Genomic DNA, 15280 nt, shown 5'->3' with positions numbered 1-15280 from the left:
ACGGAAAGAGCGCTAAAATGGTAAATTTATGGCGAAATTTTACTTTTCCTGAGGAAAAAATGGCAACAAAGGCTTTTTCTCGACCCTATTCGCAGGTTTTTATCGATTCCCCGCGCTACAATTCCAAAAATTTGTACAAAAAACGCCGTAGGGCCATGTTGAAGGCTCTCGACTCGTTCTGCGTCTTTGCCGGAATACCGGCCGATCCGGGCTCGGAGGAGGCCTATGTGCAGACTTGGAACAAGTTTGTGCAGGAACCGGCGTTTCTTTACCTCACGGGCATCAACCAGGCGGGTTGCTACCTGCTTCTGGACCCTGCAACGGACGAGGAAATTTTGTTTGTGCCCCCGAAAGACCCGTTCAGGGAGTTCTGGAACGGAAGGCGCCTCGGTTTCCTGAAAGGCGATAGCGGGGTCCGGAAGGTGACGGGGATTGCCGACGTGCGTCCCGAATCCGAACTCTGGGACGAGATTGCGATGCGGGCGACGAGGCTCCCGAAGGGTGGGCATGCCTATGCGTATTTCTTCGAAAAGTTCCGCGACGACCACAATGACCGATTCCGCAAGTCGATGCTCAAGGCCTTGCGCGGCATGGATGTTGTGCTCCGGAGTGCGGCTCCGCTGCACTGGAAACTGCGTCTGCCGCTGGAACCGGAACGCATTGTGGATGCCGAGGCGGCCCAGAAGGTGACGGACGGGGCTTTTCGCGAAGTGCTTTCGCGTTTTGGCGAGCTCCGTACCGAACGCGACCTCTCGCTCATGCTCGACTACGAGATGCAGCGCCACAGCGACGGCGACCTTGCGTTCCCGACAATCTGCGCTTGCGGGAAGAACGCCTGCTGCCTGCATTATGTGAAAAACGACGAGCCCCTGCGTGCAGGCGAGATGGTCCTCCTGGACTTCGGCGTGCGAATCGGGTCGCTCCACAGCGATATTTCGCGCACCTTGCCTGTCAACGGGCGCTTCAATCCGTTGCAGAAGCTGCTTTACCGGATAGTGCTCGATGCGGCGAAGGAATACCAGAAGTTCGTGCGCCCGGGCGTGTCGCTGAGGGAAATCGGGAATGTCCCCTGGGATTTTATCATGCAGGAACTCGAAACGCGGCTGGTGCGCGGCGCGAAGGGCTCGTATAAACTATTGTACGACAGGCGGCCGCACGGGGTGAGCCACTTTATCGGGGAACAGATTCACGAGGGCGACCCCGGTTCCCGTTCGCTCGATGTCACCCTTGAACCCGGAATGCTTATCTCTTGCGAGCCGGGACTCTATGGCGAATTTTCGGGCGTTTTCCGCGGCAAGCGCATTTTTGCAAAAATCGGCATCCGCATCGAGGATGACCTGCTGATAACCAAGGGCGGATTCCGCAATATTTCGGAAAATATCCCGAAAGAGCCCGATGAAATCGAACGATTGATGCCTAGCCGTTGAGGCAAAACGTGCTATTTTCTAAATTTACACCCGAATTGTAATCCTGCGGGGAAAAGCCCCCGCAGGTCAAATTAAGGGTTTTTCATGTGGAAAGTTAAAGGTTCTGTCCGCTATTTCTTATCGATTCTCGCGACAGTGTTTGTTCAGATGGGCGTGTTTATCTATGCCCAAAAGATTCTCTCGGGCTCGTTTACGAGCGCAACCACCGGCCAGACCTGGCAGACGTTCATGCTCCAGATTTTCTTCATCGCGCCTTACGTGCTGATGATTTGGCCCGCCGGTTTCTTCTCGAACCGATTCTCGAAGAACAAGGTGCTCGCGTGGTCCTCCCTGTTCATGACGCTATTTGTTATCGCCCAGGCGGTCCTTGTCACCTGTAACTGCCCGCGAGTGGCTTTCTGGCTTTCTATCGGCCTGTCTTCGGGTTTTGCGGTCCATAGCGCGGCAAAGTACGCGATTATCCGTGAAATGTTCGGTGTCCACCACTTGAGCTACGCGAACGCTTTCCTGCAGATTTTCTCCCTGATAGGCATAATCGCCTCGAGCTGGCTTGCCATCGTTGGCGTGAACCTTATCGACCTTCAGGCGCTTGTGCGCTACGAGGCTGTCGGGGTCATTATTTCGAAGTCTGTCGTGATTCCCTGGATTCTCGTTACGGTGAGCGTGCTCGGTACGGTCGCTAGTTTCCTTATCCCGAAGGTCAAGTACAACGACAAGAACATCAAGTTCTCCGTAGCCCGCCGCCGCCTGAGCTTTGGCTGGCGTCATCGCACGCTTCGTGCCTCCATCATTGCGCTTTCGATGTTCTGGGCTCTTGCCCAGGTGTTCCTGCTTGTGTTCCAGGATGTTTCGGGTTCGCAGACAGTCAACACCATGCAGAACTACCTCGCGTTTGCCGTCGTGGGCCTCGTGGTGGGGTCTATCATTGCGGCACATAACTCGAAGGATTTTATCGAGACGGGCTTTGTGCCGCTCGGCATGATCGGTGCATCGCTCTGCATGTTCCTTATCCCGTTCTTCGTGCATCCGGTGGCGCTCTCTATCCTCTACACGGCAATCGGTATCTTCGGTGGCATGTTCCTCGTTCCGGTGAATGCGCTCTTGCAGTACAACACCCGTCCCAATAATTCGGGCTGGGTCATTGCGCTCGCGAACATGATACAGGCCCTTGTGCTCGTGGTGTTCCTGTTCATCTATTCCTCGCTGGTCCGCTACACGTCTCTTGAACCGCCGTATTACTTTATCGGCCTCGCGCTCATTTCGGTGGGCGTGTTCTACTGGTCCATTCTGAACCTTCCGCAGGCGCTTGTCCGCTCGCTGTTGCGCCTGGTGTTTAGCCGTTACAAGATTCGCGTGCTCAACGTGGGCAATATCCCGAACGACGGTCCGGTGCTCCTGGTCGGTAACCACCACAGCTTTATTGACTGGGCTATGGTGCAGATGGCCTGCCCGCGCCCGCTGTGCATCGCTAGCAACAAGGACCATTTCGAGAAGTGGTACCTGCGCTCCATGCTCAAGCGCTTGGGGAGCATCCGTATCGATAACCGCCATCCCGAAGACGCCATGAAGAAGATTCACGAGAAGCTCATGGCGGGCCACGCGGTGGTGATTTTCCCGACGGGCGAGGTGGCCCGTTCCCCGCACGTTGAACCGTTCAGCATCGACTATTCGAAGGCGGTAGAGGGCACCGACGCTCAGGTCGTGCCGTTCTACATCCAGGGCCTGTGGGGCTCCAACTACAGTTATAGCGGTTCCGACATGTACGGCGCTTCTGCGGAACGTACCGTGACCGTCGCATTTGGCGAGTCCATTCCCGCAACTACACCGGCAAACGAGGTCCGCACCATCATCCGCAACATTTCCATAAGCGCCTGGAACTATGCGGTCTCGTTCGTGAAGCCTATCGGCGACAGCTGGATTCGCACCTACAAGAAGTACGTGAAGCACGGCCCTGCCATATACAATCCCGATGGCGGGCACTTCTCCGGCTTCAAGCTGATGGGCGCGGTTATCGCATTCAGCAGGCACCTGAAGAAGATTCTTGGCCCCGACGAGAAGAACGTGGGCATCATGTTGCCGCCTTCTCCGGCAGGCGTCATCGTGAACCTCGCTCTCTGGCTTTTGGGCAAGACGAACGTGAACCTGAACTACACCTCCTCTGTGGACAACGTAAAGTTCTGCGCCGCCCGCGCCGACGTGAAGACGGTGATTACGAGCAGGCAGTTCGTGGAAAAGCTCAAGATGCGCGGGAACGACTACTCGCAGATTGCAAGCGACAAACTCCGCATTTTCTATGCGGAAGACTTCATGAAGGTTATCCCGAAGGCGAAGATTGCGTTCTACCTGGTCTTCTGCATTATTGCACCGTGCTGGCTTATCAAGTTCTGCTTCCGCAAGCGCGTGAAGCTCGACGATATCGCGGCCATCATGTTCAGTTCGGGTTCTGAGGGAACCCCGAAGGGCGTGATGCTGAGCCACAGGAACCTCATGGGCAACATCCAGCAGCTCGCCTGTATTTTCAACGTGACACGCGCTGACGTGATGCTTTCGGAACTCCCGCTGTTCCATAGCTTTGGCCTTACCGTGACTACGCTGTTGAACCTCACGGAAGGCTGCCCGATTGTAACCGTGGCCGACCCGACCGACGTGAAGACGATGGCGCGAGTTTGTGCGGAATTCCGCGTGACTGCGTTTGTTGCAACCCCGACGTTCTTGCGTGCATTTACGATTAGCCGCTACGTGCACCCGATGGCGCTCAAGTACGTGCGCCTGATTATCGCGGGTGCCGAAGCCCTGCGCCCCGAACTTGCTACTGCGTTCCGCCTCAAGTTCGGTAAGGAAATCTACGAGGGCTACGGCTGTACCGAGACCGCCCCGGTGGCAAGTATCAATACCGAGAACAACCTGCACAGCGACTACATGACTATGCAGGTGAACAACAAGCCGGGCACGGTGGGCATGGCGCTCCCGGGCTCGCAGTTCCTGATTGTGGACCCCGATACGAACGAACCCCTGCCTACGGGCGAGGCGGGTATGATCCTTATCGGTGGCTGCCAGGTGATGGTGGGCTACCTCAAGGACGAGGAACGCACCAAGAGCGTGATTACGATGATTAACGGCAAGCGCTACTACCGTACGGGCGACAAGGGCTACCTCGACGAAGATGGCTTCCTCACGATTGTGGACCGCTACAGCCGATTTGCCAAGCTCGGTGGCGAGATGGTGAGCCTCGGTGCAGTGGAAAAGAAGATTCAGGATACGCCGGTGCTCGAGGGCTGCGACTACGTGGTGACCTCGATTCCGGATTCTGCGAAGGGCGAGAAGATTGTGCTCCTTTACCAGGGTGATAAGGACCCGAAGGACGTGCTTTCGGAACTGCGCGCGAGCGGGTTCCCCCCGATTATGCTGCCTGCGGTGGCGTATGCGGTGGAGAAGGTCCCGAAGCTCGGTACCGGAAAGGCTGACTTTACCACAGCTAAGAAACTCGCGAAAGAACTGGCGGGAAAATAATTGATAATTGATGATTGATAGTTGATGATTGATTGTTGATGGTTGACAGTTGATGATTGATAATGCGAAAAAAACGGGTTTGACTCCGGTACGGACGGCGCGGCTGATTGCCTGCGTGATAGCGCTTGTGGGCATGGTGTTCCTCTTTTTGGAACGCCTGCTTTCGGCAGTCCTCGTGATGGCTTCTGACGGAGTGAAACTGGGACTTGCCCGCTACAACAATTTTACGGGCCGGTTCGCCTCGCAGAACTTTGCCGAGGACAAACAGCTTCTGTCGCTCCTTAAGGAGGTTCAGGGCTTGCTTCCGTCTGCCGAAAGTGCCCTGGCCGTATTCATGGTGATAGCGATTGTCCTGCTTGTAATCGCGGCGCTGGGGCTTGCCTTGCCCAAGCAGTTCGTGCATGTCCTTGTGGCGCTCAGGCTGCTCAAGTGGGAAACGGGCGAGGCCGCCCCGGAAGAGTCGGGCGAATCCCTGCGCGAAGTCATTGCGAAGGTGGGGAATGTCCCGCTCAAGAAGATTGCCCTGCCGGTTGCTGTCGTGGTGGCGGTTGTGGTTGCCTTTTTTGCAGTGCGTAGCTGCCACGAGACGGTGAAGGCCGCGTCGGTTTCCGATTCCATCGCGGAAATGCAGCAGAAGGCCGTCGAGTACATGGAAGCCCAGAAGGCGTTTTACGCGAAGAGCAAGGCGGTTGGCAATGCGGCGGCCCTGCAGATTCCCGACTCGCTATCGACAAGCGCATTTGACTACAAGGTAACGGGCGGCCGCTTTACTGCGGTTTCGAAGGTACTGTTGGAAAATTGCCCCGCGGGGAGCAAGTGGAGCGTGAGCGCCTCTACGAAGGGGTTCTTCGAGAAGGAGCTCGTGCTGTACCGCAGCGCCCCGAAGGACAGCGCCTGCGCGAAGCTCACCCCCGACTTCAAGAAACTGGGGCGCAACCAGTAGTTTCTGCACGGATTTTACACGCTTTTGGGCCCGGAATATTCCGGAGCCCTTCTTTTTTTGCGCAAAAAAGGATAAATTCACTAGTAGCCGATGCGGGTGTGTCGGAATTTTTGTGCGGTATTAATTGGAGTACGCAATGAAATTGAACAGGATGTTGGTTGGGTTTGCCGTGGCGGGGTTGGTTTCGAACGCCGCGGCCATTGAGTGGGTAAACCAGTGCGCAAGCAACGGCTTTACGCTGATTGCTGAATCGGAGCATTTCGAGGTCTGCAAGAAGCCCAAGACGGATGACGGGCAGGCAAACAACGTGTCTATCCCTACGGCGGATGCGCAGGGCGTGCTTCAGTCGCTCGAGAAGGTGTTCTCGTTCTACATCGATTCGCTCGGATGGATGCTCCCGTTCCCGAGTAGCCCCGATAGGAAGCTCAAGAGCAACATCTACGTGTTCGACAACTCCGTGATGGCGGCGCTCTACGGCGGGCAGGACTACGTGAAGGGCCTGAACGGCGAATACGGGCCCGGTATGTGGATTGGCGTGGGCTCCCTCAAGGATTATTGGGGAACCTCGCACGAGTTTGCGCACGGCCTGCAGGGAGTGGCGGGCTGGATGGGCAATAACAGCCATTCGGGCTGGTTTGCGGAATGCCACGCAAACTGGATGGCGCACCAGTACAACCCGAACGACGCCCACTGCGCGGAATACCTTATCAACTACCCGTTCCTCTACTACGGCTCTACGCGTGACCGTTACTGCAACTGGCAGTTCTTCGAACACCTTAAGGAGGAATTCGGCGGCGGCAACAAGGGCGCGCACGAGGTGAACCGTATATGGATGGAATCCATCCGCGATGGGGAAGCCGGCCGCATGGAACAGACTCCGTTTACGGCCATGATGAAGGTTTACGGCTGGTCGCTCGATAGTTTGAACCAGCAGTTTGGCAAGTTCGCGATGAAGAACGCGACGCTCGAATATACGCCCGCGAAAAAGGCGTTGTACAAGAAGTCTTGGGGCGATTACGAATTTGCGACGAGGCGCGAGGCTTCGGGCTGGGGCGACAATTACCGCAGGCACCCGCGCGTGACCATGCTGAACAAGATGGAATGTGCGGCGGGTGAGGCTGCTGGCGGGAATGCTGGCGAGGCGTGCGCGGACCGTTACATTTCTCCCTCCTACTGGGCACCGCAGCGTTGGGGCTACAACCTGGTGCGCATCTACCCCGAAAAGGCGGGGAAGGTCACGGTCAAGTTCCGCGGAATCGTGCAGGACAAGCCGACCGTGAACGGTTACACCTGTTTTGGCGACAATACGGATTACTACATGGGCAAGACGTACAGGTGGTGCAACTACGCGCCGGATGCGTTGCCGAACCCGGCTTCGGGATGGACTGTCGGCCTTGTGGCGGAAGGCAGCGATGGAACGCCGCGCTATAGCGAGATGAAGCATGGCACGGGATTCAACCTGGAAATCGAAACGAAGGCAAATGACAAGGCCTTGTGGCTGGCCGTGACTGCAACTCCGACTGAAATGCAGACGATTCTCTGGGACCAGTTCTACTACAGCATCTACCGCTACCCGTACATGATCGAAGTCGTAAACGGCGCTCCCGAAGGCTACAACAAGGATTTCTGGAAGCCCGCGAATGCGAGCGGCTACAAGCAGCATAGCAACGGCGGTGGCCTCGTGAGCAGCAAGGCGAAGGTCGATGCGAGCGTTTACGTGGGCCCCGACGCGGTCGTGAACGGCGGGACGATTAGTGGGAACGCGCGAATCGAGGATTTCGCGGTCATTAACGGCGGGACAATTAGCGGGAACGCGACTGTCCGCGGGCGTGCGCTCGTAACCGCGGGTACAATCTCCGACGATGCCGTGCTCGAAGAAGACGCCTGGCTCGTGAGCGGTACCATCAGCGGGCACGCGAAGGTGGGGGCGATTTCGATTATCGTGAATACCACCGTGACGGACTACGCGCAGGTCTATGGCGTGATGTGGGCGGTAAACGGCAAGAAACTTTCCGGCACGGCCCAGCTTCGCGGCGACCTCGAGAACAACTTCACGAAGGAACTTACGAAGGGCGTGTTCTACGGCATGGTCGACGACGGCATGCTCAACAACGCGAACTACGGCGCAAACCTCACAACGCCCCCGACCGACGCGACCGCGAGTATCGAGAACGCGCAGTGGTACACCGTAGCCGACGATTCTACGTCGGTAGGCCCCGGGGACGATTCGACGACGGTTAACCCGGTTCTTACGGGCAAGCGTGCTGTGGATTCGCTGAAACCGCGACTCTACTTTGACTCGAAGGAACAGTCCCTGTTTGTCCGCGTCAAGAAAAACGGACGTGAGTACCGCTACCGCGTGACGGGCCGCAAGAATTAAGGAACTCCTTGAATATGAAAAGTCCCGGACTTTGGATCCGGGACCTTTTCAATTCTGAAAGATCCCCGCTCGGAGGCGGGGATGACAAATTAGGGATTAACCCTGAACCTGCGGAAGCTGGGCGAGGCTCTTCGCGATGTCTTCATCCGTCGGGATGTAGTCGCTCATTTCACCGTCGTTGAACTTCTGGTAGGCGACCATGTCGAAGTAACCCGTGCCGGTGAGGCCGAACACGATGTTCTTCGCCTGGCCAGATTCCTTGCACTTGAGCGCTTCGTCGATGGTCGCGCGGATGGCGTGGCTGGATTCCGGAGCCGGGAGAATGCCTTCGGTCTGGGCAAAGAGTTTCGCGGCTTCGAACACCTTGGTCTGTTCCACGGAAGCAGCGCGGATAAGCTTCTGGTCGTAGAGTTCAGAGAGGATGGTGCTCATGCCGTGGTAGCGCAGGCCGCCGGCGTGGTTTGCAGACGGGATGAAGCTGGAGCCCAGTGTGTACATCTTGGCGAGCGGGCAGACCTTGCCGGTATCGCAGAAGTCGTAGGCATACTTGCCGCGGGTAAAGCTCGGGCAGCTGGCCGGTTCGATGGCGAGAATGTCGTAGTCGGCTTCGCCACGGAGCTTTTCGCCGACGAACGGGCTGATAAGGCCACCGAGGTTGGAACCACCGCCGGCGCAACCGATGATGAGGTCGGCCTTCACGCCGAGCTTGTCGAGAGCGGCCTTCGTTTCGAGACCGATGACGGACTGGTGGAGTAGCACCTGGTTCAGCACGGAACCGAGAACGTAGCGGTAACCCGGCTGCTTCACGGCGGCTTCCACGGCTTCGGAGATGGCGCAGCCGAGGCTACCCGTGGTGCCCGGGAATTCGGCGTTGATCTTCTTGCCGATGTCGGTCGTCATGGAAGGCGACGGGGTGACGCTAGCACCGTAGGTGCGCATGACTTCGCGGCGGAACGGCTTCTGTTCGTAGGAGACCTTCACCATGTAGACCTGGCAGTCCAGTCCGAAGAAAGCGGTGGACATCGAAAGGGCGGTGCCCCACTGGCCAGCACCCGTTTCGGTGGTCACGCCCTTGAGGCCCTGCTTCTTGGCGTAGTATGCCTGCGCGATGGCGGAGTTCAGCTTGTGGGAGCCCGAGGTGTTGTTGCCTTCGAACTTGTAGTAGATGTGCGCCGGAGTGCCGAGCGCCTGTTCCAGGAAGTAGGCGCGGACGAGCGGGGAGGGGCGGTACATCTTGTAGAAAGTGAGAATATCTTCGGGAATTTCGAAGTAGGCGGTATCGTTGTCGAGTTCCTGCTTGATGAGTTCGTCGCAGAATACGGGCTGCAGGTCTTCGAAGGTCACCGGCTTGCCGGTACCGGGGTTTAGGAGCGGTGCGGGCTTCTTCTTCATGTCGGCACGCACGTTGTACCATGCCTTCGGGAGTTCGTTTTCGTCGAGGTAAGTCTTGACCGGGCCGTCGAGCTTGAGCGAGTTTCTCATTTTAGATTCCTTTCTTTTTTGTAGTTTGCGTCAGTTTCAGGTTCTTGTGGGGCATCCAAAAGTTTCTTGCAAAAAAATTGGCTCCCATTGAAGGAGCCTGCATCTTTTGAATACCGTAGCAAAAATACCGGACTCCTAATTATAGGGCCTGCCACCACCAGAAGTTGATGCTTGCTACGAATTTCATGTACGCAAATATACCTTAATGACACTAAGGATGGCAAGGGATTCTTCGAAATTTTTTTGAAATACACGTGTTTTTTGTAAAAATACAGTTGCCTTTTCCCCTAAAAGACATTATTTTTCAAGATACGAAAAGAGGTTTCTATGCGCGTTTTTGTTACGGGTGGTACCGGTTTTATCGGACATTATGTTGTCAAGGCCCTTCTTGAGAAGGGACATGAAGTCGTTATTGCAACAAGGCATCCCAACAAGGTTCCTTCGCTGCGCAGCCATTCCGGAGTGAGTTTTGTCGAGGCTTCCCTTACGGATTTCGACAAGATGGGCGAAGGCCTCAAGGGGTGCGACGCCTGTATCCATATTGCGCTTGGGTGGGGCGAAACTCCGAGCACCATGCTCATGAACGACACACGCGCGACCGTCATGCTCCTGGAAATGGCCGCCAAGGCCGGCTGCAAGAAGTTCATCCAGACGAGCAGCACTGCCGCAATGGGCCGTATGCGCCCGTCCATGCGCGAAGTGACGAGCAATTTGCCGATGGACCTTTACGGTGCGACAAAGGCTGCTGGTGAGGCTTTCGTGCTCGGTTTCCGTCATGGCTATGGCACGAATTTCCCCGAAGTGACAATGCAGAGGAACATCATCCGTCCGGGCTACACTTTCGGAAATCCCGCTTTCCCTGATGGCTGTTCGCAGCCCGACCGCCGCTTCTTCGAGATGGCGCAGGCGGTAAAGGAAGACCGCGACATCCACATCGTCAAAAACGACGGTACGCAGTTCATCCATGCGAGCCAGCAGGCGCAACTCTACCTCAAGGTTCTCGAGTCGGACAAGAACGAGGAAATTTTCCTCGGACTCGGTTCCGTCTGGATCAGTTGGAGGGAAATCGCGGAGATGATGCTTTCGCTTCGTCCGGAAAGCAAGACGAAAATTGTCGAGCAGGACCTCGGCTGGGGCGACGAGCCGATGCTCTTCGACGTGCAAAAGATAAAGGACCAGTTCGGCCTTGTCTTTGACGGGCACGACTTCATGATGGACCACGTGAAGTGGACGTTTAGCCAGGTTTAGTTTTTAACTTATCCGCAGCGTGTCTTGGTTGCGTCTGTCCCGATGTAGTCGGGGTAGTCGTTGTCGAAGCATGCCGCGCAGTAGTTCTCGCCTTCGCCGGTGCATTCCTTCATGCCTTCGACACTCAGGTAGCCTAGGCTTTCGACTCCGAGCATCTTCGCGATTTCTTCGGGCGTCATTGAACTTGCGGCAAGTTCTCCCTGGCTCGGGAAATCCATGCCGAAGAAGCAGGGGTGTGCGACGGGGGGCGATGCGATGCGGATGTGGACTTCGAGAGCGCCCGCGTCACGCAGCATGCGCGAGAGGATCTTGAGGGTTGTCCCGCGTACGATGGAATCTTCCACCACGCAGACGCGCTTGTTCTTGAGCACACCCTCGATGGGGTTGAACTTGAGCTTCACCTTCTGCTCGCGCACGTTCTGCGTGGGGTCGATGAAGGTACGGCCCACGTAGTGGTTACGCAAGAGGCCGATTTCGAAACGGATGCCGCTTGCCTGCGAGTAGCCGAGTGCGGCCGTCGTCGCGCTGTCGGGCACGGAAATCACGATGTCCGCGTCGACGGGACATTCCTTTGCGAGCTGCTTGCCCATCTTGCGGCGGATCTTGTCGCAGCTCTGTTCAAAGATCTTGGAATCCGGACGGCTGAAGTAGATGTATTCGAAGATGCAGTGGGCGAGACGGTCCTTGTGCGTGAACCTTTCGGAATGCAGCCCGTTCTGCGTGATGGTGAGGAACTCTCCCGCCTGTATGTCGCGGATGTAGTGGGCGCCGAGCAAGTCGAAAGCGCAGGTCTCGGATGCCACGCACCAGGACTTGCCCATGCGGGCGATGGAGAGTGGACGGAACCCGAATCCGTCGCGGGCGACGAACATCGTGTCCTTGCTGATAAATACGAGGCAGAAACTTCCGGTAAACTTGGTGATGGCCTTCTTGATGGCGTCTCCGAGGTCGTCGGCCTCGGTGCGCGCGATTTCATGCAGGAGGATTTCGGAGTCGGATGTCGTCTGGAAAATGTGCCCTTCGGCTTCCATCTCGGCGCGGAGCTCGTTCGCGTTCGTGATGTTACCGTTGTGCGCGACCGCGATTTGCCCCCATTTGCAGCTCACGAGAATCGGTTGCGCGTTGGCTAGCGTCGATGCCCCGGTAGTGCTGTAGCGCACGTGGCCGATGCCTGCGAATCCCTGCAACTCATCGACATTGTGTTCCCGCAGGAGAGTCGATACAAGGCCCATGGATTTGCGGACGCGGACCTTGTCCCCGTCGGTGACTGCGAACCCAGCGCTTTCCTGGCCACGGTGCTGCAGTGCGTAAAGACCCATGGTGACATTGCGGACGACATTTTCGCCATTGTAAATGCCGATGACTCCGCATTCTTCGTGCAATTCTTCGAGCATAACGCCTCTTCGGAATGTTTTGCTTCCCTTACCTCGGGGTCGTAGCCCACCCATGCGGGTGCAAGCGGGGAAGCGGCCGCGGAAAAATATAGGAATCGGTCGTGGTGCGGAGCAGGTAAAAAAATGACGAAATTTTTGGCGAAAATGGCCAAAACGGCCGATTTCTTTACACTTTTTTTCCAAATGCAAAAAGTGTATTACAGAATATGTAATGTGGTTTATGCGGGAAAATGCTTCTGTCGAAATTCTACAGGCTGCAGATGAGCGCAATGAGGCCTGCGAACATTGCCACCTTCGTGAGCGACTGTGCCCGGCGGTAGTTCTTGCGGTGGGCACTGAATAGGATTACGGCGAATATCGGTGTGAGCGCAATTCCCGTGATAATCAGGAACAGCGGCGGGTAGTTGTGTCCGAACACCTTGTCCATGTAGAATACCGGGAGCGGGAGCGAAATCCAGGTGAAGAGGATGATTGCTCCGGCAAGTTTCCGTGCTGTCGCCGAGCCCGCGATAAGCGGGAACGTCATGATGCCCGCCTTCAGGTCGCCTGTTTCGTCTTCCAGGTCCTTGTAGATTTCACGCGCGGTCGTGAGCAGGAATGCGAACGGAATCGCTGGGATAATCGCCCAGATGTGTTCATGTGCGTAGTCGTTTCCTGGTAGGATGAGATTGGATAGAATGAGATAACCCATCAGGGCGTAGAACAGGGGAGTCGTGCAGAGGAACGCGACTGTCATGTTCTTTAACAAAGGAATATGCTTGAGCCATTTGTTGTAGGCTATCAGGAGCACCCCGAGTAAAAAGAAGAAGCCGAGCGGAAGGTATTCAAACGGAGAGGAAGAGTTTGAATCGCCAAGTCCGCAGAGGAGCATCAGTACGAACAAGGCAATCCAGGTTATGCGTGCGGCCTTTACCGAAACTTTCCCGGTTACGAGCGGCCTTTCGGGGCGGTTCAACTTGTCGCTTTCCAGGTCCAGGATGTCGTTCTGGATGTTCGCAAACCCGATGGCGAATGCGAACCCGAATGCTTCCACCATAACGGTTGACCAACCAATCCAATCAAAGTCGGAATTGCAGTCGTCGGGCAAGAACAGTGAATAGGGAAACCCGAGCAGCATATACCCGACCACGAGCGTGATTATCGCAATCACGATGTTCTTGGGGCGGGTCATCTTGATGAGTTCGACAAACATCGGCTACAAATATAAAAAGGAATTGTTCTATTCGCAAGGTTCGGCCTGTTTCAACAAGTCTTCTGTTATGCGGTAGAGCATTCCGTCTGGAACGGATTGTCCTCGCATCGAACAGTAATAACACATTCCAAGATTTTCGTAAGATGAAAAACTCCTGATATCGTGATTCGGCAATATTTCATCTTTGAATGCCAGACATTTCTGCGGAGTTGTATGGAATATTAAAAGTACATCGTATAAATATGGCCCAAATGTGCTCAATCCCTCTTTGTGCAAAAAAGGGAAGGAGCTTCCGTCGGTATTATAAATTGTATCTCCGATTGCAATCGATAGTGTGTCTAACTTTATCTCGTCATCTTTTATGGATCCGTATAATAGCGAAATCTCGACATTGGTTTCATTTAGGTATAACGGTTCATAGCATTCTTGGTAGTCGTTTGAATCGCAAGAACACGCCAGAAAGAATAATAGGATTGAAAAACAGAAAAACTTTCTCATTTTATTCCCCAACATTTGAATATTTTATCTAGAGCGCTTGATGTATAATGCACTCCATCTTTTCCAGAAGGATTGTTCTTTTTTAAATAACTTTTCATTCCAGAAAAAGTTTTATTTTGGAAAAAAGCAGCTTCAATGCTGGTTATTGAAAAACCATAAACATCTTTTTGTTTACACGGAGAATCTTCATATGTTCCCATTAAATCTTCGACAAGGCCTGTGTATTGAAAATTGTAATCTCGTCTTCTTTTTTTATATTTTTCATTTGAAAAATAATTTTCTATTCCCCGTGCATAGGTGTCCGTGTAATTCGAGTCTAAAGAACCAAATTCTGCAGATTGTGGTATGAGGGGATTTGTGGTTTTCATATTCCAATAATGCGAGGAGTGGGCTATTTCATGAATTGTTGTTGAATATAAAACCCAGGGCGAAATACCTACAGCAAGAATTCCGATATCTTCTGCTGAAAGCCAAAAGCTATGTTCTCCTTGCGTATTTTCGTTATTTTCTGCGTAATAATCATCTGTTTTATATTCATCATAATATACTTCAATATCTAAACTCCAGTTAGTTGCTGTGTTTTGCCTAGGCCTTTTCAGACCAAAATTATTTCCGTACCAATATTGATATGCAGCAGTCCATACGATGCACCATTTTGCTCGGTATCCTGTGAACGTTTCTTTCCAGTCCCCACTCATGTTATTTTTTTCAATTTCTAAATCTTCACCAAAATCGGAATGCCCGTCTTCTAGCAAGAAATTTTCGGCGTCAAAATTAGCTTCGTAGTCAATGTTAAAACTCCATTTTTCGGGTATGCTGAATTTCCCTTCGGCGTTGGTATGGGCTTCTCGCCAATAATAGGAATAGCCACCCGTGACTCGAACTCCTTCAAGCGGTTGAATTCCTAGGATGTCATCCTTGAACTTTAGGATACCTCCGTGTTTTTTTCCGCCTCCAAGTATAGACCATGCCGCTTTGGGAAATTCTCCTGTTTCACGATTCCGTGAAGTCGCATTGTTGCCAATATTGCCAGTCATGGACATGGATTCCCACTGCACCTCATGAAGGGATATCCCCATATCCGCAAGCTTTTCAAGCATTGAACCGCTTGAATTTCGGGCGGTCTTCTTTAAAAGCGCTCTCTCCGTAGCGGCCGAATCAGCCTCTTCAACGCATTCATCATCTTCGCAGTCGCCATCTAGAGGC

Annotated in this window: 9 protein-coding genes; 5 read left to right on the top strand and 4 right to left on the bottom strand. The window is 54.4% G+C overall.

The genetic code is table 11. The annotated features are described in order from the left end of the window. Window positions 1-17: 17 nt before the first annotated feature. From B4A77_RS03210 to B4A77_RS03195, 4 genes are all read left to right on the top strand, one after another. Window positions 18-1427: an aminopeptidase P family protein gene (locus B4A77_RS03210; protein WP_349678370.1), complete on the top strand. Its 1410-nt coding sequence runs from the start codon at window positions 18-20 to the stop codon at window positions 1425-1427. 84 nt (window positions 1428-1511) lie between these two features. Beyond that, a complete protein-coding gene (locus B4A77_RS03205; RefSeq protein WP_290730682.1) occupies window positions 1512-4937 on the top strand; it encodes an MFS transporter in 3426 nt (1141 codons plus the stop codon). Between the two features lie 52 nt (window positions 4938-4989). Then, window positions 4990-5880, top strand: coding sequence for a hypothetical protein (locus B4A77_RS03200; protein ID WP_290738253.1), 891 nt, complete (start codon window positions 4990-4992; stop codon window positions 5878-5880). Window positions 5881-6016: 136 nt separating this feature from the next. Continuing rightward, window positions 6017-8260: a DUF6055 domain-containing protein gene (locus B4A77_RS03195; RefSeq protein ID WP_290738250.1), complete on the top strand. Its 2244-nt coding sequence runs from the start codon at window positions 6017-6019 to the stop codon at window positions 8258-8260. A gap of 96 nt (window positions 8261-8356) precedes the next feature. Here the strand turns inward: B4A77_RS03195 and B4A77_RS03190 are convergent, their stop codons facing one another. After that, a complete protein-coding gene (locus tag B4A77_RS03190) occupies window positions 8357-9742 on the bottom strand; it encodes a TrpB-like pyridoxal phosphate-dependent enzyme (RefSeq protein WP_290738249.1) in 1386 nt (461 codons plus the stop codon). Window positions 9743-10069: 327 nt separating this feature from the next. On the opposite strand from B4A77_RS03190, the gene B4A77_RS03185 reads away from it, so the two are divergent. Beyond that, on the top strand, window positions 10070-10990 hold the full coding sequence (locus tag B4A77_RS03185) for an NAD-dependent epimerase/dehydratase family protein (RefSeq protein ID WP_173366888.1): 921 nt from the start codon (window positions 10070-10072) through the stop codon (window positions 10988-10990). Between the two features lie 8 nt (window positions 10991-10998). Here B4A77_RS03185 and purF read toward each other — a convergent pair whose 3' ends face one another. The 3 genes from purF to B4A77_RS03170 all read right to left on the bottom strand — a co-directional run. Beyond that, window positions 10999-12384: an amidophosphoribosyltransferase gene (purF, locus tag B4A77_RS03180; protein WP_290738247.1), complete on the bottom strand. Its 1386-nt coding sequence runs from the start codon at window positions 12382-12384 to the stop codon at window positions 10999-11001. A gap of 247 nt (window positions 12385-12631) precedes the next feature. Next, complete coding sequence (locus B4A77_RS03175; protein ID WP_290738244.1) at window positions 12632-13576, bottom strand: geranylgeranylglycerol-phosphate geranylgeranyltransferase; 945 nt, start codon at window positions 13574-13576, stop codon at window positions 12632-12634. A gap of 494 nt (window positions 13577-14070) precedes the next feature. Beyond that, window positions 14071-15280: hypothetical protein (locus B4A77_RS03170; RefSeq protein WP_290738241.1), on the bottom strand; the 1210-nt coding region annotated here is incomplete at its 5' end.

The sequence above is a fragment of the Fibrobacter sp. UBA3718 genome (assembly GCF_002371935.1).
In the GTDB taxonomy this organism is placed as follows: domain Bacteria; phylum Fibrobacterota; class Fibrobacteria; order Fibrobacterales; family Fibrobacteraceae; genus Fibrobacter.
The sequence above is the reverse complement of the archived record's forward strand: the minus strand, read 5'-3'. Positions and strand labels throughout refer to the sequence as shown.